The sequence below is a fragment of the Dorea sp. BIOML-A1 genome, assembly GCF_009875615.1.
Taxonomy (GTDB): Bacteria; Bacillota; Clostridia; order Lachnospirales; family Lachnospiraceae; genus Dorea_A; species Dorea_A amylophila.
This window is the reverse complement of sequence record NZ_WWSA01000006.1, coordinates 1-17,350: the sequence shown is the minus strand read 5'-3', so window position 1 is coordinate 17,350 and position 17,350 is coordinate 1. Positions and strand designations below refer to the sequence as shown.

Below are 17,350 nucleotides of genomic sequence, written 5' to 3'. Positions count from 1 at the left end.
GTATTCAAAAACCCTGAACTTAGAATATCACAATCATGTGTCCATTCCAAGTCCAGGGTTCTTAAATTTTTCTAATGTATTTCTAAAATATTTTCTTCGTCTAACAGATAATCTTCCATCTCTGATTATACTTCAAAGATAAGATCTCCATAAGAAGGCATTGGCCATGCTTCTTTGTCAACGATCATCTCCAGTGTGTCAACCGGAGTACGGAGTGCTTCCATTGCAGGTACAACATCGAAGTAGTAGAATCTTGCCTGATCTTCTCCCTCTTCCATAGTTGCTGCCTGATCTGTGACAACTTTCAGTGCTTCCAGCGCTTTCTTAGACTCTGCTAATAATCCGGATACTTCTGTCAGAAGTTCTGCCTGAACAGATGCATCTGCGCCGGCTTCTTTTACTGCAACTACTGTATCTGCAAGTTCTTTCGTATATTTAATAATTGCAGGAATAATCTGTTTGCTTGCCATATCGATCATCGTACGTGCTTCAATATTGATTGCCTTTGCATAGCTTTCAAATTTGATCTCTGCACGGGATTCCAGCTCAGCTTTTGTAAATACTTTGAATTTTTCAAACATATTGATAGCCTTGTCTGTAGTCAGGGCAGGTATTGCTTCTACCATAGATCTGATATTTGGAAGTCCACGTCTTTCAGCTTCCTCTACCCATGCATCTGAGTATCCATTACCGTCGAATACCACTCTCTGATGCTCTGTTGCATATTTCTTGATCAGGTCATGAACTGCTTCATCAAAGTTATCTGCTTTTTCAAGGACATCACAAGCCTCTGAGAATGCTTCTGCAACGATTGTATTCAGTACTACGTTTGGTCCTGAAATAGAATCACGGGAACCTACCATACGGAATTCGAATTTGTTGCCTGTGAATGCAAATGGTGATGTTCTGTTACGGTCTGTTGCATCTTTTGCAAGATCCGGAAGTGTATCAACTCCTGTCTGAAGCTTTCCGCCTTTCAGACTATGTGTAGCTTCGCCTGTGCTGATCAGCTGTTCCAGTACATCTTCTAACTGTTCTCCGAGGAATACAGAGATGATTGCCGGTGGTGCCTCGTTAGCTCCGAGTCTATGATCATTACCAGGATCTGCTGCAGATTCACGAAGAAGATCTGCGTGTCTGTCAACTGCTTTCAGGATACAGGTAAGTACCAGTAAGAACTGAATATTTTCATGTGGTGTTTTGCCTGGCTCTAACAGGTTCTTTCCATCGTCTGTTGTAAGAGACCAGTTATCATGTTTACCGGAACCATTAACTCCTGCGAACGGTTTCTCATGGAGTAAACACTTCATACCATGCTGGCATGCAACTCTCTTCAGTGTCTGCATGATAATATGGTTGTGATCCAGCGCTACATTACACTCTGCATAGATTGGTGCAAGTTCATGCTGTGCAGGTGCAACTTCATTATGCTGTGTCTTAGATGTAACACCGACTTTCCAGAGTTCTTCATTGACATCTTTCATGAATCCTGCGATTCTCTGACGGATGGTTCCGAAATAATGATCGTCTAATTCCTGACCTTTTGGAGGCATTGCTCCGAACAGTGTACGTCCTGTATAGATCAGGTCTTTTCTCTGTAAGAATTTTTCAGCATCTACAAGGAAATATTCCTGCTCCGGTCCTACGGAAGGTGTTACTTTCTTAGATGTTGTATTTCCGAACAATCTTAACAGTCTCAGTGACTGCTCATTGATTGCCTGCATAGAACGAAGAAGCGGGGTCTTCTGGTCAAGTGCCTCTCCTTTGTATGAACAAAATGCCGTAGGGATGCAAAGTGTTGCTCCTGCCGCATCATGTCTTACAAATGCCGGTGATGTACAATCCCATGCTGTATATCCTCTTGCTTCGAATGTTGCACGAAGTCCGCCCGATGGGAATGATGATGCATCCGGTTCTCCTTTGATCAGTTCTTTCCCCGAAAAACTCATCAGTACTTTTCCATTCGGAAGAGGTGCTGAAATAAATGAATCATGTTTTTCAGCGGTTACACCTGTCAGAGGCTGGAACCAATGAGTATAGTGTGTAGCCCCCTTCTCAATTGCCCATTCTTTCATCTCATGTGCAATTACATCTGCTGTAGCAAGGTCTAATTCCTTACCTTCTTCAATTGTTTTCTTCAGATCCTTATAGACTTTTTTTGGAAGACGTTCCTGCATTACAGTATCATTGAACACGTCTTCGCCAAATATCTTGGCTACATTAATTGGTTCACTCATGTCTCTTCGTTTCCTTTCTCATTGTTATTTATAGTATAAGTTTCACACTATGGTATGCATATAATCTTCTTATACACTTTCTGTGCATACCATAGTATGAAAAAAGGCACTCCAACTTTCGTTGGAACGCCTTTGTTCTTCCTATGCCAGTTAGTATAACTCAACCAGTCAAAAAAGGCAAGTGAAAATTTACTGATTATTCAGCTTTTCCTACTGAACCGAACAATTCCATCTTCTCTTTAACTGTTGCCTGGATAGCTTCAGCACCTGGTTTCAGGAGTTTACGAGGATCGTATCCTTTTCCTTCCAGATCTTTTCCTGCTTCAATATATTTACGTGTAGCATCAGCAAATGACAGCTGGCACTCTGTGTTTACGTTGATCTTTGCAACACCGAGACTGATTGCTTTCTTGATCATATCTTCCGGAATTCCTGTACCTCCGTGAAGAACTAATGGCATATCGCCAGTCAGTTTCTGGATAGCATCCAGAGTCTCAAAACTTAATCCTTCCCAGTTTGCAGGATATTTTCCGTGGATATTACCGATACCTGCTGCGAGCATATCAACACCAAGGTCAGCGATCATCTTACATTCATTAGGATCAGCACATTCACCTTTACCGATAACTCCGTCTTCTTCTCCACCGATAGATCCTACTTCAGCTTCGATAGACATTCCTTTTTCTCTACAAATAGCAATCAGTTCTTTTGTCTTTGCCACATTCTCTTCGATTGGATATTTAGATCCATCGAACATGATTGAAGAGAATCCTGCATCGATACATTTTTTACATCCTTCGTATGTTCCGTGGTCAAGGTGTAATGCAACCGGAACTGTGATGTTAAGTTCTTCCATCATAGCTTTAACCATAGCTGTTACAGTCTTGAATCCGGTCATGTATTTTCCGGCACCTTCAGATACACCTAAGATAACTGGTGACTTTAACTCTTCTGCTGTAAGAAGAATAGATTTTGTCCACTCTAAGTTATTGATGTTAAACTGTCCTACTGCGTAGTGACCTGCTACTGCCTTATCGAGCATTTCTTTTGCTGATACTAACATATGTTATTCCTCCAATTCTTACTGCCATAAGCATCTCTGTTTCTTTATGACAAATTTGTTTCACTTGCATTATATATCATAACTTCTAAAAAGACAAGGAACTTATCCTTGCAATTATGAAAACACTAATATATATCAAAATCGCAAGGTATCCCGCCCGGTCTTCTTTTTTATATACCAATGGATACATTCTTGAAGTTTTTCCGCTTCCTGTATACCCCCGGGCTTCCATTGCCATTGCCAGATCCGATGACCTTCGTACCGTCAGCAGAAACAATGGAAGCAATAACGTCATGACACCTTTACATTTTTCCAGTATATTGCCATCTTCAAATTTTGCGCCTCTGGCTGCCTGTGCATCCATCAAAACATTTAATTCTTCTAACATGATGGGAATGAATCTGAACGCTATCATCACAATGACCGCCATTTCATGCACAGGAATCCCTGTTTTTTCCAATCCGGAAAACGCTTTTTCCAAACCATCCGCAAGTTCTTTCGGAGTTGAAGTATAAGAAAGGAGAGATGCACCCGAGATCATCAGGGCAATCCTTGCTGTCATCTGTACTGCTTTTAATATTCCTTGTTTTGTTATCGTAAATATCCAGACCTGTACGACCGGATCCCCCGGCGTGTACAACATACGGAACAGGAATGTAAAAAAGAGCAAAAGCAGGATTCCCCGAAGCCCTTTCAGCAAATATCCAAACGGAACTCCCGCAGCCTTATAAAGAACAAACATTACTATCAGACATCCGATATACCAGCAGACATTTTTCACAAGGAACAGTGAAATAATGTATACCAGAACTCCCATCAATTTTGTCCTCGGATCCATCCGGTGAATCACAGATTCCGAATCATAATATCTTCCAATCGTAATATCCCGAATCATAATGGTTTCTCCTCTTTCAAAATCTCTGCCAGCATCTTTTCTGCTTCTTCCACACTGATTGCCGGCCGTGGCAAAGGTACACCCTCTTTTATCAGTGAATAGGTCAAATGTGTGATCTGTGGAATTCCAATGTTCATTTCTTCCAGCTCTTCTACTCTGGAATACACTTCTTCCGGAGTGCCGTCCATCGCGATCTTTCCTTTATGCATTACCCATACACGGTTAGCAAATTGCGCTACATCTTCCATATGATGTGATACCAGTACAATTGCGTTATTTCGTTTCTCTCTTATCCTGCATAACAGCTCAAATATTTCATGTTTCGTCTCAGGATCAAGACCTGCTGCCGGTTCGTCTAACACCAGTATTTCCGGCTGCATCGCTAGTACACCTGCAATCGCAGCACATCTTTTCTGTCCTCCCGAAAGCTCCATCGGACTCATCTGATAATACTCTTCCGGAATCCCCACCAGTTCCAGGCTTTCCTTTGCTGACTTTCCGGCCTCTTCTTCACTCATTCCCAGATTCAGCGGACCATACATCACATCTTTCAAAATTGTCCTGCCAAACAACTGTTGTTCGGGATATTGAAATACAAGCCCGACTTTTTTTCTCAATTCTGAAAGCGGATATTTTTTACTGTATATATTTTTACCTTTAAAAAAGATTTCTCCCGATTCTGCCTTCAGCAGACCGTTCAGATGCTTGATCAACGTTGTCTTTCCTGATCCCGATGCACCGATCAGTCCTATAAAATCGTGCTCTCTGATTTCAAACGAAACATCTGCCAGGACATCTGTCTTCCCTTTTGCCGGATCCTGATAAGAAAATGTGATATGTTTACCTTGCAGCATCTTTCCAGCCTCCGCATTTACTTCTATATAGTTCTGTAATTTTTCTGATCATTTCCTGTTCATGTAAAACCGGTTCATCCAATCCGATCTTCTGCTTTTTCAGCCGCATACCCAATTCTACAACCGGCGGAATATCCATTTTCGCTCTTTTTAACAGGCTGCGGTCTGCAAATATTTTTTTTGGAATATCATCTCCGATTATTTTTCCATCCTTCATCAATATAATACGATCCGCATCTACGACTTCATCCGTATGATGTGTGATCAGGATAATCGTCATTCCCTCTTTTTGATTCAATTCTTTCACAATATTTATTACTTCTTTTCTTGAAGAGGGATCCAGCATAGCTGTCGGTTCATCCAACACCAGACATTCCGGGAGTCCTGCCAGCGCATCCGCCGTTGCCAGTCTCTGTTTCTGCCCGCCCGATAATTTGGAAGGCGGAGTTTTTCTCTTCTCCCATAATCTTACTTTCCGCAAAACATCTTCTACAATTCTTCTTATTTTTTCCGGCTCTACATTTTTGTTCTCCGGGCCAAATGCAACATCTTCTTCTACACTGGTGCCGATAATCTGATTGTCCGGATTCTGAAACACCATACCAACCTGTCTTCTGATTTCATAAAGCCTTTCTTTTGCCTGTGTATTCTTTCCGTCAATCCATACTGTTCCTTCATCCGGAAGCAGTAATACATTCAAATGCCTTGCTAATGTAGACTTACCGGAACCATTCGGCCCTAAAATTGCCACAAACTGACCAGACGGAATATCTAATGATATTCCGTCCAACACTGTCTTCTCACTTTTTGTATTTTCATCTTTCCATATTGTATAGTTATGTACCAGATTTTCAATCTTTATCATATGAGATTTATGCCTCTTTCTTAAAATTATCCAAAAATCTCATCGGCATTGCCTTAATGAGCAGATATCCGATAATACATGTTCCGATCTTATCGATCAAGTTTGATGCAACATTTCTGAGGAAGGAAGCCTGAAAAATTGTTTTTCCACCCTGCACCAGTGACATCACCAGCATATCCGAAACTGATCCATTCAGTCCTCCATATACATAGATTCCGATTGGTGTTCCGATCGCCGGGCAGATAAAACTAAGTGCAACACCTGTAATTATTGCCGGAATGATTCCGAATTTCCATTTTTTTGCCACAAGACCTACGATCAGACCGACTGCCATATTTACCAGACAGAATGGGATATCCGACACGCTATAGATCAGTCCTGTAATAATATTGCTCAATGCTCCTACGATGATACCCGGTACCGGACCAAGAATCGCCGCAGAAAGTACGGTTCCAAGTGTATCCAGATATAACGGGATACCCAGTGCCGATGTGATAATTCCAAGTACAATGTTCATTGCTACTGCAACACCACAAAAAGTTGTTACATAGACTTTTCTGTTTTTCATTTTGTTCTCCTCTCTTCTCTCCAACCATTAGTTTTTCAGCAGCTGTACTGCTTCCTGCATCGTCACAATAGGAATCTTCATATTTTTTTTACGAAGCTCTTCTTCCAGTACTTCCATATATACACCCGGTTTTTCTGTCATTTTCAAAGAATTCTGAATGTCCTGTATTCTTTTTTCATCCGTGCCAATCTCACCCTTCCATTCTCCTTCGCAGGTAAGATGATATCCACAGTTCGGACTGCCTTCTACCGAAACAATCCCCAAAATGCGGAATTTTTCCACATGCTGCGCATATTCTTGCAACTGAAATAAAACCGGTTCAAGAATATGCCGGCATTGTTCAATATAAAATGGATGTTGAAACTGATTCTTTACATGCCCCCATCTCTGAGACCCATACATGATAAACTCTGGACAGGGCATTTGAAATAACTGTACATCTTTTTTTAAAACAAGCTGCAGCAACTCTTCCCGGATCTTATATTCTCCGGCCAGTTCCGCTTCATCCTGTTCCACCTTTGCCGCATGATTCAAAATGCAATGAGATACTATCAAAAGATCTTTCATAATTCCTATTCCTTTCCGACTTCTTCCATAGTATCATTTATTATCTGCTTATTGAAATTGTTTTTCTTTATATAAAAGATTGCTTATAGATTATATCTATGAAATTAATAATGGACTTTTAACAGACTTGTTTTGAACACTTTGATAAAAATAGTGTGTAAACACACTCTCAACTCCCCTGCCCCTCATTCATGAGGGGTGGGTTTTTCTTTGTTCATTTTTATTGTAAAATTATTGCATGAGCAATATATTACAAAACATTTTTATTGATTATTATGAGCATATCCTTTACGAACTTCATCCTCGTCAAACTGAGACCGAAAATATCTCCAAGATGATTCATTGTGGTGATCCTTCTTATGGCGGTGCTTTCTTTGCATGCCCTGATTGTGGTAAATTGAAATTCGTTCCTTTCCGCTGTAAGTCTCGTTTTTGTCCTTCCTGCGGAAACATGTATAATCAAAAACGTTCTTTTCACATGTCTTGTAAACTGGTCAATTGTGTTCATCGACATTGTGTCTTTACTATTCCTGAAGAACTGCGTATTTATTTCCTTAATGACAGATCTCTTTTAAATTGTCTCTTTCATTCTGTCAGAGATGTTGTTCTTCGTATGTTTCACAAACAAAACAAAGCTGAACTTTTCACCCCTGGATTTATTCTGGTTCTTCATACTTTCGGGCGTGACTTGAAATGGAATCCTCACATTCATGCTCTTATCTCTGAAGGTGGTGCTGGTAATCATACTGTTTGGCGTCCTTGCACACACTTTGATTTCCGTTTCCTTCGCAATTCCTTCCGAAAAGTTCTTCTCGACCAGTTAACTAATAAGATTGGTAAATCTTTTTGTAAAGTTAAAAACGAAATGTATAGCAAACATGCCGAAGGATTCTATGTTCGTGCCAAGCCTAATCATTGTAAACCTGATGTTACTATTAAATACATCAGCAGATATCTTGGCAGACCTGTAATTGCAACTTCTCGTATTGATGCGTATGACGGGGATAATGTTACTTTTCATTACACCAGACACGAAGATAATCAGACTATCACCGAATGTATCCCTGCACTTGATTTCATAAAAAGACTAATTGTACATATCCCAGAAAAACACTTCAAAATGCTTCGTTATTATGGTATCTATGCTAAACACCATAAACAGGAATCAAAACTTCACAAATGTATTTCATCTAAAAAGCACAGATACCTTTGTAAGTTTTATAACTGGCAGAACATGATTCTTCTGACTTTTGGATATGACCCTCTCAAATGTCCTAAATGTGGCAAATCCATGTTTGCGTTTGAAGTTTATTACAAAAAAACTGCACTATTTGAACAATACCGAAAGGTCATGGGATATGGATGAAGCCATACTCATAATATTTTCTCAATCGTCAAATAGTGCAGACCACACAAAACAAAAAATTTCATAATCAAAGTCATCGCGAAGTTAGAACCCAACCCTCGCTCTTTTGTTATGCCATTTTTTATTCATCATTCATTATACCCTATATTTTCAGATTTGAGAACTTTCCTATAAAGTAAAAAAATCTGCAGAAGAATCTGCAGATCTCAGTGACTCCGAGGGGAATCGAACCCCTGATTCCAGCGTGAGAGGCTAGCGTCTTGACCGCTTGACCACGGAGCCATTCGTTTGGTACTTGCCTAGTATAGCAAGGATTTTGCAAAAAGGCAAGTACTTTTTTTAATTTTTTTAAATTTCTTGGTTTTTTCTACAATTCAGGGATTTTTAATCTTCTTCATGCGTTCCCGGAACCATGATCTGAAGCTCTTTATTCAGGTTCTCGACCACAACTTCATCATGTTCGCCGCCGAATTCCCCATCCAGCGTCCATGGTATCTCCTCTATAGATTCGAACATGATCCGTCCACTCTTGAACGTATACATATACTTGGAATCCATCTGCTCGATCATCAATGCAGCGATGATTTCCTGCAATTCGATCGGATTCTTAGGTGTCTTGATCAATGTCACTTCAAAAACCCCGTCATCGAATCCGACCTGTTTTCCGATCAGATTACGGAACCCACCGACGGATCTGGAATTTGTAACCATTCCATATACGAATTCATCTTCGATCACTTCATCATCATGTGTCACCTTCACCTTATATGAAGGAATATTGAACAGACGTTTCGCACCTTCCAGCACATATGCCAGATGTCCCAGAACATTCTTCATAGACTGTTTTGTCTGGTAAGATACATCTGTAAACAGTCCGAATGCCGCAATATAGACAAAAATATCATCATTAAATCTTCCGGCATCACAGGCAAATACTTCCCCATTTACTGCATTGTCTGCTGCCTCCAGTAATCCTCTCGGAATATGAAGGCTGCTTGCGAAGTCATTTGTTGTACCGGTCGGAATATATCCGATCGGCTCCCGCTTATCCCTGTCGCGTTTCATCATACCGGTTACGACCTCGTCAAGCGTTCCGTCTCCTCCGCTGCACACGATCAGATCGTATTCACTGGAATCATATTTCTTAATTTTCTTATACGCATCACGATACGCCTGCGTCGGATATGCCACAACCTCATAGCCGGCTTTCACAAAGATATCAATCACATCTGCAAGCTTCGGTTTTAAAAGTTCTTTTCCCGCATGTGGATTGTAGATAAAAAGCAAACGCTTCATAAAATATGCATCCTCCCTTATCTTTCATATAATTCTTAATTTAATAATGAAGAGGCTATTGTAACTCTCATCACAACGGCCCCTTTATCTCACATCATCCGGATATTCCCTGTATTATTGTTATGCACCTAAAAATGTTGCCACGCCACTTACGGCTGCATCTTCATCCTGACCGTCTGCTACAATTGTAACATCTTCGCCTTTCTGAAGTTTCAGACTCATCATTCCCATAATACTCTTTGCGTTAATCTTTTTACTTCCCATCACAATATATACCTGGCTCGCATACTGGCTTGCTTCCTGTACGAGATGAGCCACCGGACGGTCTTCCATGTCCATATTATTCTGAATGGTAACAGGCTTTCTAATCATAACGACTTGCTCCTCCTTGCTGTTCCCTTAACTGTTGTGCGATTTCACTTAACTTCCTGAGCCTGTGATTCACCCCTGATTTTCCCAGAGGATTCGCCATTAGCTGACCAAGCTCTTTCAAAGCCGCTTCCGGGTATGCCAGACGCGTAAGGGCAACGTCTCTTAATCCCTCCGGCAGCTTCTCAAAACCGATCTGATCTCTGATATATGTAATATCCTCCATCTGCCTTACTGCAGCAGATACGGTTTTATTAATATTAGCTGTCTCACAGTTTACTTTCCGGTTCACAGAATTACGCATCTCTTTCATGATACGGACATTCTCCAGTTCCATCAAAGCCACGTGGGCTTCCATCACATTCAGTATATCTACAATCTGTGAGCCTTCCTTAAGATAAACTACATATGTTCTTTTACGCTGTACAATCTTCGCATCTACATCGAAACTGTTCATCATGTCCCGCAGATGCTCTGCCTGACGCATATCGTTACAGACAATTTCAAAATGATAAGACTTGCTTGGATCACTCATAGACCCCGATGCTATAAATGCTCCCCTGATATATGCTCTCTTACAACAGACTGCCTGTACGATCGTGTCACGGATCGCCATTAGTTCTTCACCTTTTGCATAAATGTAATAACTGTAATTATCTTTTCCTGCATTTCTGCGGACTACGATATCATTCTTTATATTAAACGTTTTTTCCAACAATGTAAAGCATTTTCTTGCGACCCCTAGATTTTCTGTATGTACTTTAAGACAGCACACTCCTTTGTATCCCGATCCAAATGCTCCGCACATATGAACAATTGCAGACAATTCCGCAATATCACAGTGTCTTGCTCTGGCATAATGTTCCAATAATTCTTCTTTTACTTTTCCCGAGAATGACATCTGACTTTCTACCTCGCTTTGGTGACAGCATCCTTTCCAATATCACGGTGTTCGATACGGATACCATAATTATCATTCTTACTCAATGCTTCATATAATTCATTCGCCAACGTCACCGACCGGTGCTTTCCGCCTGTACATCCGATCCCGATCACCAGCTGTGTCTTACCTTCCTGTACATAATTCGGAATCAGGAATTCCACCATATCCGTCAGTTTTGCAAGGAACATTCTTGCCTTGTCATTATCCATGACATACTCCCGGACTTCTTTGTCATTCCCGCTTTTCGGACGCAGTTCATCAATATAATACGGATTAGGAAGAAAACGTACATCAAATACAAGGTCAGCATCTGCCGGTATTCCGTATTTGAATCCAAATGACAATACGGATATATACAGATTCTTATATTCTTTATTTTCCACAAAAATCTTTGACAGTTCTGCACGCAGTTCTCTTGTCAGCATATGACTGCTGTCAATCAGATAATCTGCACGCTCTCTTAAAAATTTCAGCCGTTTTCTTTCTTCTTTAATTCCTTCTTCCACTCTCCCGTCTTTTCCGGATAAGGGATGAAATCTTCTTGTCTCTTTATATCTTTTGATCAGTACATCATCACTGGATTCCAGATACAGGATCTCAAATCTTGTTCCCGACCGGTCCAGCTCTTTTAATATCTTCTTCAGTTCATAAAAATTCTGTCCACTCCGGATATCTACTCCAAGAGCAGCCTTGTTGATCTCCGTCCCCGGCACGCTTAACAGTTCTGCCATCTTCGGAATCAGCGGTACCGGCAGATTATCTACACAAAAATATCCCATATCTTCCAGCATCTTAAGTGCTGTACTTTTTCCAGCCCCGGACATTCCGGTAACGATCACACATCTCATCTTAGAACACTCCCAGTCTCTTTACTTCCGGCTCAAGCCGTACTCCTGACATTTCATACACCTTATCAGACACCTGGTTCATCAGGTTCATCACATCTGCTGCTGTTGCCTGATCCTTATTCACTACAAATCCACAATGTTTTTCAGACACCTGCGCTCCTCCGACCTGAAATCCACGAAGTCCTGCATCCTGTATCAGCTTTCCCGCGAAATATCCCTCCGGGCGTTTGAATGTACTTCCCGCACTCGGATATTCCAATGGCTGCTTTGTAATTCTTTTTTCCTTCAGGTCATCCATAACGGCTTTGATCTCTTCTTTTTTTCCATTCTCAAGTCTGATCACCGCACTTAATGCAATATAGTCTTTTTTTGCGATCACACTGGTACGGTATCCGAGTTCCAGTTCATCTTTTGTCAACGTTTTTACATCCCCATCACGGGTAAGAACGGTTACCGTTTCCAGTACATCCTTCATCTCCCCGCCATATGCTCCAGCATTCATCACACACGCTCCTCCGAGTGTTCCCGGAATTCCTGCCGCAAATTCAAAACCTGTAAGTTCTGCTTCCATTGCACGGTTAGCAATCACGGAAAGCAATGCGCCCGCCTGTGCGTGAATCTCATTTTCTGTAATTTCCACCCGATTCATCTGTTTATATATCTGGATGATCACTCCTTCATATCCCTGATCGGATACCAGAAGATTACTTCCATTTCCTACTATATAATAAGGAACATTTTCCTGTGTGCACACCTCGATCACTTTTGCAACTTCTTCTTCCGTCTCTGGTGTCACAAAATAGCTTGCCGGACCTCCCACACGGAATGTTGTGTGAATCTTCATCGGTTCATCCTTTTTTACCTGTTCCACTTTTAAAATACTCAATAATTTCTTTCCTATTTCCTGATTCATTCTTGTCTCCACCTTTTTTGTCAGGTTGTTCTTCTTCCAACCGCTACTATATCATACAGAATTTTCAGTTCATAAAATTCCTGCCCTCAGACAGTACCTACATCTTACACTAAACGCCCGGTAAATTCAACGTACACTTGCAAATTTACCTCAAATGCGGTATATTAGTGCCAAGTATTTATTTTTTAAAGGAGTGAATTATACAATTGGACACGAGTGTCGCGATACAACTCATTATTCTATTGATTTTATTGATTCTTTCAGGATTTTTTTCATCTGCGGAGACAGCTTTAACAACGGTAAACCGAATGCGTATCCGCGGTCTTGCCGACGAAGGCAGCAAGCGGGCAAAAACCGTTATGCGTATTACCGATGATACCAGCAAGATGCTGAGTGCGATCCTGATCGGTAATAATGTGGTGAATCTTTCCGCCGCTTCCCTTACTACCACCCTGGCTTACAATCTTGGCGGGTCTATGGTGGCAGTGGCAAGTGCAGTTCTGTCTGTACTGATCATTCTCTTCGGAGAGATCACGCCAAAGACCATGGCTACACTGCATGCGGAAAAGATGTCTCTTCGTTATGCTCCGGCCATAAATCTGTACATCAAAGTCATGACACCATTTGTATTTATCATCAATACGCTGTCGGATATCATTCTCCGCATTCTTCACATCGATCCGAATGCCGGAAATAAACAGATGACAGAATCCGAACTCCGTACGATCGTAGATGTCAGCCACGAAAGCGGTGTCATCGAATCTGACGAAAAAGAGATGATCTATAACGTATTCGATCTTGGCGATGCGAAAGCGAAAGATGTTATGGTACCAAGAGTTCATGTTACGTTCGCCGATGTAAATGCCACCTACGAAGAATTGATCGACATTTTCCGCGAGGACAAATTCACACGTCTTCCGATTTTTGAAGATACAACGGACAATGTTGTCGGTACGATCAATATGAAAGATCTTCTCTTATATGACAAAGAAAAAGAGTTTCATATCCGCGACTTTATGCGCGAGGCCTATTTCACTTACGAATATAAGAATATTTCCGAATTACTTGTGGAGATGCGCCAGGCTTCTTTTAACATTGCCATCGTTCTGGATGAATACGGCGAAACTTCCGGACTGATCACATTAGAGGATATCCTGGAAGAAATCGTCGGAGAAATTCATGATGAATATGACGAAAACGAAGAAGACTTTATCAAACAGGTTGGTGAACGCGATTATATCGTAGAAGGTTCCACGAATCTGGATGACTTAAATGACAGGCTCGATCTTGATCTGACCTCAGAAGAGTATGATTCCGTCGGTGGATTCATTATCGAGCATCTGGACCGGCTTCCTGAGATTGGCGACGGCGTCACCACCGAAGACGGCATCCATCTGGTTGTAGAAAAATTAGATAAAAACAGAATTGAAAGTGTACATTTATATCTGCCGGAACCAAAACCGGAAGATGAAGAAGGAGACGAGGATTAATCCCCGTCTCCTTTTTATTCTTCATCTTTCACTTCTTCTCCGGCAAGTTTCAGAATATCTTCGATCTCATCCTCGCTGATTCCAAGTCTGTCTGCAACTTCATCCACGCTGACTTTACGTCCGTATTCTTCTTTCATACTCTTGATCGTCTCATCAAGTTCTGTAACTTTCTCAACCATCTTATGATCTCTTCTCTTTACTTCTGTCTGCGACTCCAACGATGCCAGCATTCCGGCACGTATCTGTTCCAGAATCTCTTCTTCATCTTTTTCCTTCCGGATCTCTTTTAATGCCAGCATCAGTACAATGTTTCCTTCCTGGATCATATCACCGATAAACACTTCCGGATGATGCAGTCTCACCGCTTCTTCTACCACTTTCGGAAGATAATATGCCATGCGCACCTCTTCCGGTGTCTCTTCATTCATATCGCCAAGACTTCGCAGATATTCTTCTACGTATTTCTGTTCGTCCGGGCTTAATGGCTGTTGTTCTTCATTTTCCGCTTCTTTTACCGTACCTCCGGCCTGTTTATAACCGATCACCGCCATCTTCATCGATAACAGGTAATCACAGACCAGATTCATCTGTTCCTGCGAAAGTCCGTCCTCTTCAAAATACTTTTCCACTTCATCTACGGTAATCTTTCCATTCTGATCTTCTGCAAGCGCAAGTACTCCCGCAAGCTTTTCTTTAAACTGTAATCTATCTGCCATTTTATTCCTCCATCTTTTTATTACTTTTATTCATACATACACATTTTATTGTTGTCTTAACACTCCCAAAGCAATTCCATAATATTATGAAATGATCCTCGTGTCAATTGCTATACCATCCGCCATCATGTCCTCCTTTATATTCCGAAACTAAAAAAAGGACTTGTTCTACACTGTTTTGTAAAACAAGTCCCTTTTTAATTTATCTTCTATTCCATGGAGTGGTGTTTGTATAACCCGTACAGATATAAGCTGCCCCCGACCAATCCTACGATCAATCCTCCGTAGATTCCTGCACACATGAGATTTTCCAAATTACCCGTGATAGAAAATCCCAAAAATTTGCAGATCAGCATTCCTGCTCCCATCGTTGCTGCCATCCATCCAATCATATTGATTACCAGAAAGGCACTGACAGCCCCTTCTATTGTAAATTCTTCATTCAACATATTCCACAGATATCTCATCTCTAAACGCCTCCCGTTTTTTGAATCTTTACTCTTATTTCTTTTTCTGATTCAAGTATAGAAGGGCTATGTTAAATAAAACACCCCGGCAATGAAAAATCTATGTTAAATCTTCCCCTGCACGACCAAAGTCTGATATCCTGCCCGCTTCAGACGGCGCTCCATCTGTACCGCATCATTTAAATTATCAAATTCTCCTACATAGACTCTGTAATACGGACCGGACCGGTCAATGTACACCGGATACTCCTGCTCCAGAAGTTCATTCTGCAGACGGTTCGCATAGCGTTGATTCCGGAACAAACCTACCTGCACCCGGTACACCGGAACTTTTTCTTCTTTGATCAGCCCATTACTTTCCAATGTGTCCAGAATCCCATCTGCAATTGCCTGTGCGATATCTTCAAAGTTATCATCAAACAGACGGTTATCTGTGTCCGAATTCAGGAATCCGGCTTCTACCAGTATCGCCGGCATTTTTGTACGTTTCAGAACCACCAGATCCGGTCTTGCTTTCACGCCCAGATTCACGAATCCTACACCTTCGAGCTGCTCATTAATATCCTGTGCCATCTTGTATTTGAGTCCCGACAGATCATAGATCAGACTTTCAACTCCTTCCACCTCATTATCGGCAGGAAATGAATTTCGGTGAATAGAAATAAAGAGATCTACTCCTGCATTATTTGCCTTCATTGCTTTCTCATAAGGGGTTTCATAGACATCCGTTGTCCGCGTATATCTCACATCCAGTCCTCTGTCAGACAGGATCTCTCCGATTGCCAGCACCAGTCTCAGATTGTCATCCTTTTCCTGTCTTCCTTTATAGACTGCTCCCGGATCTTTTGTACCGCCGTGTCCGGCATCCAACATGATCGAATATGCCATAGCTATGTTCCTTTCCTATCATCTTTTATAAAATCAGGGACTCCTTCATTTCTGCCTCTTTACAGGCAAAAAATATAGCAGACAGGAACCAATCCCATCTGCTATAAAATATGAAACATTATGCCAAATGTTCTTCTGTTTTTCTATCTTTCCCGTTCTTCCAAAATCTCATTGATCAACGTAAAATGATGTTCCAAAGCCTCCAGGCCTTTTGCTTTATTTTTCTCTTTCAACCCTTCTATCAGCTTTTTATGACATTCATTCAACAAATTCTTTCTCTCTTCCGTACGCAAAATCTCCGCACGCATATCGTGAATAAATGAATCGATCACACCGGAACATGCCTCCAAAAAATCCTGCACCAGTATATTGCCCGACGCCTGTGAGAGCGTATAATGCAGTTTCTTATCCAGTGCTGCATTCTTTACATCATCCTGACTCCGATCCAGTTCCTTTACTGCTTTCTCCATTTCTTCTATCTGACCATCTGTTGCATTTTCTATTGCAAGCGAAAAGGCCAGACATTCCAACGCCTGGCGTATCTGACTGATCTGCCTGTAGTCTATCTGATCCATAGCAAACATCATCGTCATCGTCTCCGCAAGACTTTTCTGGAATTCGCAGGTAATATAATTTCCCGATCCCTGCTGCGAAGAAATTACTCCTGTCATATCCATGATACGGATTGCCTCCCGCACCGAATTACGGCTTACATTCAACCGTTCTGCGATATCCCGTTCTGGCGGCAGTTTCTCCCCCGGACGAAGTTCTCCATCCAAAATCTTCTTTTTAAAGTAATCAATTACGCCTTTATAAGCCTTCTGCTGTCTCTCCATCACATTCCTCTTTCATTATATAATGACACTATCTCCTAATAAGTAAGTTTACACTATCTGTTTATATTGTCAAGCACACAGCCATTTCCTTTGTGAACTACCCATTGTCTAAAGCCAATGGGCTTCCTGCTTCGCAGACCTCGTAACCTACTATCTCCACAGGCGTTAA

The 17,350-nt window shown here is 41.3% G+C and carries 18 protein-coding genes and 1 tRNA gene; 2 read left to right on the top strand and 17 right to left on the bottom strand.

All coding sequences use genetic code 11. From position 1 onward, the window contains the following. Positions 1-125: 125 nt before the first annotated feature. The 7 genes from GT508_RS04035 to GT508_RS04005 form a co-directional block, all read right to left on the bottom strand. Positions 126-2,237 (bottom strand): glutamine synthetase III family protein, encoded by a 2,112-nt coding sequence (locus tag GT508_RS04035; RefSeq protein WP_161143615.1) that lies wholly within the window; start codon positions 2,235-2,237, stop codon positions 126-128. 196 nt (positions 2,238-2,433) lie between these two features. Then, the gene (fba, locus tag GT508_RS04030) at positions 2,434-3,300 is read right to left on the bottom strand and encodes a class II fructose-1,6-bisphosphate aldolase (protein WP_161143614.1); all 867 of its coding nucleotides are present in this window, start codon (positions 3,298-3,300) and stop codon (positions 2,434-2,436) included. Positions 3,301-3,385: 85 nt separating this feature from the next. Next, complete coding sequence (locus GT508_RS04025; RefSeq protein WP_161143613.1) at positions 3,386-4,195, bottom strand: energy-coupling factor transporter transmembrane component T family protein; 810 nt, start codon at positions 4,193-4,195, stop codon at positions 3,386-3,388. Continuing rightward, positions 4,192-5,049 carry an energy-coupling factor transporter ATPase gene (locus GT508_RS04020; protein ID WP_138377217.1) on the bottom strand — a complete coding sequence of 286 codons (858 nt, stop codon included), beginning with the start codon at positions 5,047-5,049 and terminating at the stop codon, positions 4,192-4,194. Before GT508_RS04020 ends, GT508_RS04025 begins: the two co-directional genes overlap by 4 nt. Next, positions 5,036-5,914 (bottom strand): energy-coupling factor transporter ATPase, encoded by an 879-nt coding sequence (locus GT508_RS04015; protein ID WP_138377216.1) that lies wholly within the window; start codon positions 5,912-5,914, stop codon positions 5,036-5,038. Before GT508_RS04015 ends, GT508_RS04020 begins: the two co-directional genes overlap by 14 nt. Positions 5,915-5,921: 7 nt before the next feature. After that, complete coding sequence (locus tag GT508_RS04010; protein WP_138377215.1) at positions 5,922-6,482, bottom strand: CD3073 family putative ECF transporter S component; 561 nt, start codon at positions 6,480-6,482, stop codon at positions 5,922-5,924. 27 nt (positions 6,483-6,509) lie between these two features. Next, the gene (locus GT508_RS04005; RefSeq protein WP_138377214.1) at positions 6,510-7,049 is read right to left on the bottom strand and encodes a CD3072 family TudS-related putative desulfidase; all 540 of its coding nucleotides are present in this window, start codon (positions 7,047-7,049) and stop codon (positions 6,510-6,512) included. Positions 7,050-7,287: 238 nt separating this feature from the next. On the opposite strand from GT508_RS04005, the gene GT508_RS04000 reads away from it, so the two are divergent. Then, positions 7,288-8,415, top strand: a complete 1,128-nt coding sequence (locus GT508_RS04000; RefSeq protein WP_161143612.1) for an IS91 family transposase — start codon at positions 7,288-7,290, stop codon at positions 8,413-8,415. A 210-nt stretch (positions 8,416-8,625) separates the two neighbouring features. Here the strand turns inward: GT508_RS04000 and GT508_RS03995 are convergent. From GT508_RS03995 to murB, 6 genes are all read right to left on the bottom strand, one after another. Then, positions 8,626-8,697, bottom strand: a tRNA-Glu gene (locus GT508_RS03995). Positions 8,698-8,799: 102 nt separating this feature from the next. Then, complete coding sequence (locus GT508_RS03990) at positions 8,800-9,711, bottom strand: diacylglycerol/lipid kinase family protein (protein ID WP_055281900.1); 912 nt, start codon at positions 9,709-9,711, stop codon at positions 8,800-8,802. Between the two features lie 120 nt (positions 9,712-9,831). After that, complete coding sequence (locus tag GT508_RS03985; RefSeq protein WP_028086428.1) at positions 9,832-10,083, bottom strand: HPr family phosphocarrier protein; 252 nt, start codon at positions 10,081-10,083, stop codon at positions 9,832-9,834. Then, the gene (whiA, locus tag GT508_RS03980; RefSeq protein WP_055281903.1) at positions 10,076-10,981 is read right to left on the bottom strand and encodes a DNA-binding protein WhiA; all 906 of its coding nucleotides are present in this window, start codon (positions 10,979-10,981) and stop codon (positions 10,076-10,078) included. The genes GT508_RS03985 and whiA overlap by 8 nt, the downstream gene beginning before the upstream one ends. Before the next feature lie 8 nt (positions 10,982-10,989). Beyond that, the gene (rapZ, locus tag GT508_RS03975) at positions 10,990-11,871 is read right to left on the bottom strand and encodes an RNase adapter RapZ (RefSeq protein ID WP_055281905.1); all 882 of its coding nucleotides are present in this window, start codon (positions 11,869-11,871) and stop codon (positions 10,990-10,992) included. 1 nt (position 11,872) lies between these two features. Continuing rightward, positions 11,873-12,784 (bottom strand): UDP-N-acetylmuramate dehydrogenase, encoded by a 912-nt coding sequence (gene murB, locus GT508_RS03970; protein ID WP_161143611.1) that lies wholly within the window; start codon positions 12,782-12,784, stop codon positions 11,873-11,875. A gap of 206 nt (positions 12,785-12,990) precedes the next feature. On the opposite strand from murB, the gene GT508_RS03965 reads away from it, so the two are divergent. Further along, positions 12,991-14,274 carry an HlyC/CorC family transporter gene (locus GT508_RS03965; protein WP_138376133.1) on the top strand — a complete coding sequence of 428 codons (1,284 nt, stop codon included), beginning with the start codon at positions 12,991-12,993 and terminating at the stop codon, positions 14,272-14,274. Positions 14,275-14,288: 14 nt separating this feature from the next. On the opposite strand, the gene GT508_RS03960 is transcribed toward GT508_RS03965, so the two are convergent. The 4 genes from GT508_RS03960 to GT508_RS03945 all read right to left on the bottom strand — a co-directional run bounded on the left by GT508_RS03960 (position 14,289) and on the right by GT508_RS03945 (position 17,181). After that, positions 14,289-14,990: a sigma-70 domain-containing protein gene (locus GT508_RS03960; protein WP_138376132.1), complete on the bottom strand. Its 702-nt coding sequence runs from the start codon at positions 14,988-14,990 to the stop codon at positions 14,289-14,291. Positions 14,991-15,199: 209 nt separating this feature from the next. Further along, a complete protein-coding gene (locus tag GT508_RS03955; protein WP_138376131.1) occupies positions 15,200-15,457 on the bottom strand; it encodes a hypothetical protein in 258 nt (85 codons plus the stop codon). A 105-nt stretch (positions 15,458-15,562) separates the two neighbouring features. Then, positions 15,563-16,345 (bottom strand): N-acetylmuramoyl-L-alanine amidase, encoded by a 783-nt coding sequence (locus GT508_RS03950; protein WP_138376130.1) that lies wholly within the window; start codon positions 16,343-16,345, stop codon positions 15,563-15,565. A gap of 143 nt (positions 16,346-16,488) precedes the next feature. Continuing rightward, positions 16,489-17,181 (bottom strand): FadR/GntR family transcriptional regulator, encoded by a 693-nt coding sequence (locus GT508_RS03945; protein WP_138376129.1) that lies wholly within the window; start codon positions 17,179-17,181, stop codon positions 16,489-16,491. Positions 17,182-17,350: the final 169 nt, after the last annotated feature.

What these genes read in the sequence shown, in the direction of transcription:
- GT508_RS04005 (WP_138377214.1), bottom strand. Translation starts at nt 7,049, where the DNA reads ATGAAAGATCTTTTGATAGTATCTCATTGCATTTTGAATCATGCGGCA.
- GT508_RS03960 (WP_138376132.1), bottom strand. Translation starts at nt 14,990, where the DNA reads ATGGCAGATAGATTACAGTTTAAAGAAAAGCTTGCGGGAGTACTTGCG.
- whiA (WP_055281903.1), bottom strand. Translation starts at nt 10,981, where the DNA reads ATGTCATTCTCGGGAAAAGTAAAAGAAGAATTATTGGAACATTATGCC.
- GT508_RS03990 (WP_055281900.1), bottom strand. Translation starts at nt 9,711, where the DNA reads ATGAAGCGTTTGCTTTTTATCTACAATCCACATGCGGGAAAAGAACTT.
- GT508_RS04020 (WP_138377217.1), bottom strand. Translation starts at nt 5,049, where the DNA reads ATGCTGCAAGGTAAACATATCACATTTTCTTATCAGGATCCGGCAAAA.
- murB (WP_161143611.1), bottom strand. Translation starts at nt 12,784, where the DNA reads ATGAATCAGGAAATAGGAAAGAAATTATTGAGTATTTTAAAAGTGGAA.
- GT508_RS03945 (WP_138376129.1), bottom strand. Translation starts at nt 17,181, where the DNA reads ATGGAGAGACAGCAGAAGGCTTATAAAGGCGTAATTGATTACTTTAAA.
- GT508_RS03950 (WP_138376130.1), bottom strand. Translation starts at nt 16,345, where the DNA reads ATGGCATATTCGATCATGTTGGATGCCGGACACGGCGGTACAAAAGAT.
- rapZ (WP_055281905.1), bottom strand. Translation starts at nt 11,871, where the DNA reads ATGAGATGTGTGATCGTTACCGGAATGTCCGGGGCTGGAAAAAGTACA.
- GT508_RS03985 (WP_028086428.1), bottom strand. Translation starts at nt 10,083, where the DNA reads ATGATTAGAAAGCCTGTTACCATTCAGAATAATATGGACATGGAAGAC.
- fba (WP_161143614.1), bottom strand. Translation starts at nt 3,300, where the DNA reads ATGTTAGTATCAGCAAAAGAAATGCTCGATAAGGCAGTAGCAGGTCAC.
- GT508_RS04010 (WP_138377215.1), bottom strand. Translation starts at nt 6,482, where the DNA reads ATGAAAAACAGAAAAGTCTATGTAACAACTTTTTGTGGTGTTGCAGTA.
- GT508_RS04035 (WP_161143615.1), bottom strand. Translation starts at nt 2,237, where the DNA reads ATGAGTGAACCAATTAATGTAGCCAAGATATTTGGCGAAGACGTGTTC.
- GT508_RS04015 (WP_138377216.1), bottom strand. Translation starts at nt 5,914, where the DNA reads ATGATAAAGATTGAAAATCTGGTACATAACTATACAATATGGAAAGAT.
- GT508_RS04025 (WP_161143613.1), bottom strand. Translation starts at nt 4,195, where the DNA reads ATGATTCGGGATATTACGATTGGAAGATATTATGATTCGGAATCTGTG.
- GT508_RS03955 (WP_138376131.1), bottom strand. Translation starts at nt 15,457, where the DNA reads ATGAGATATCTGTGGAATATGTTGAATGAAGAATTTACAATAGAAGGG.
- GT508_RS04000 (WP_161143612.1), top strand. Translation starts at nt 7,288, where the DNA reads ATGAGCAATATATTACAAAACATTTTTATTGATTATTATGAGCATATC.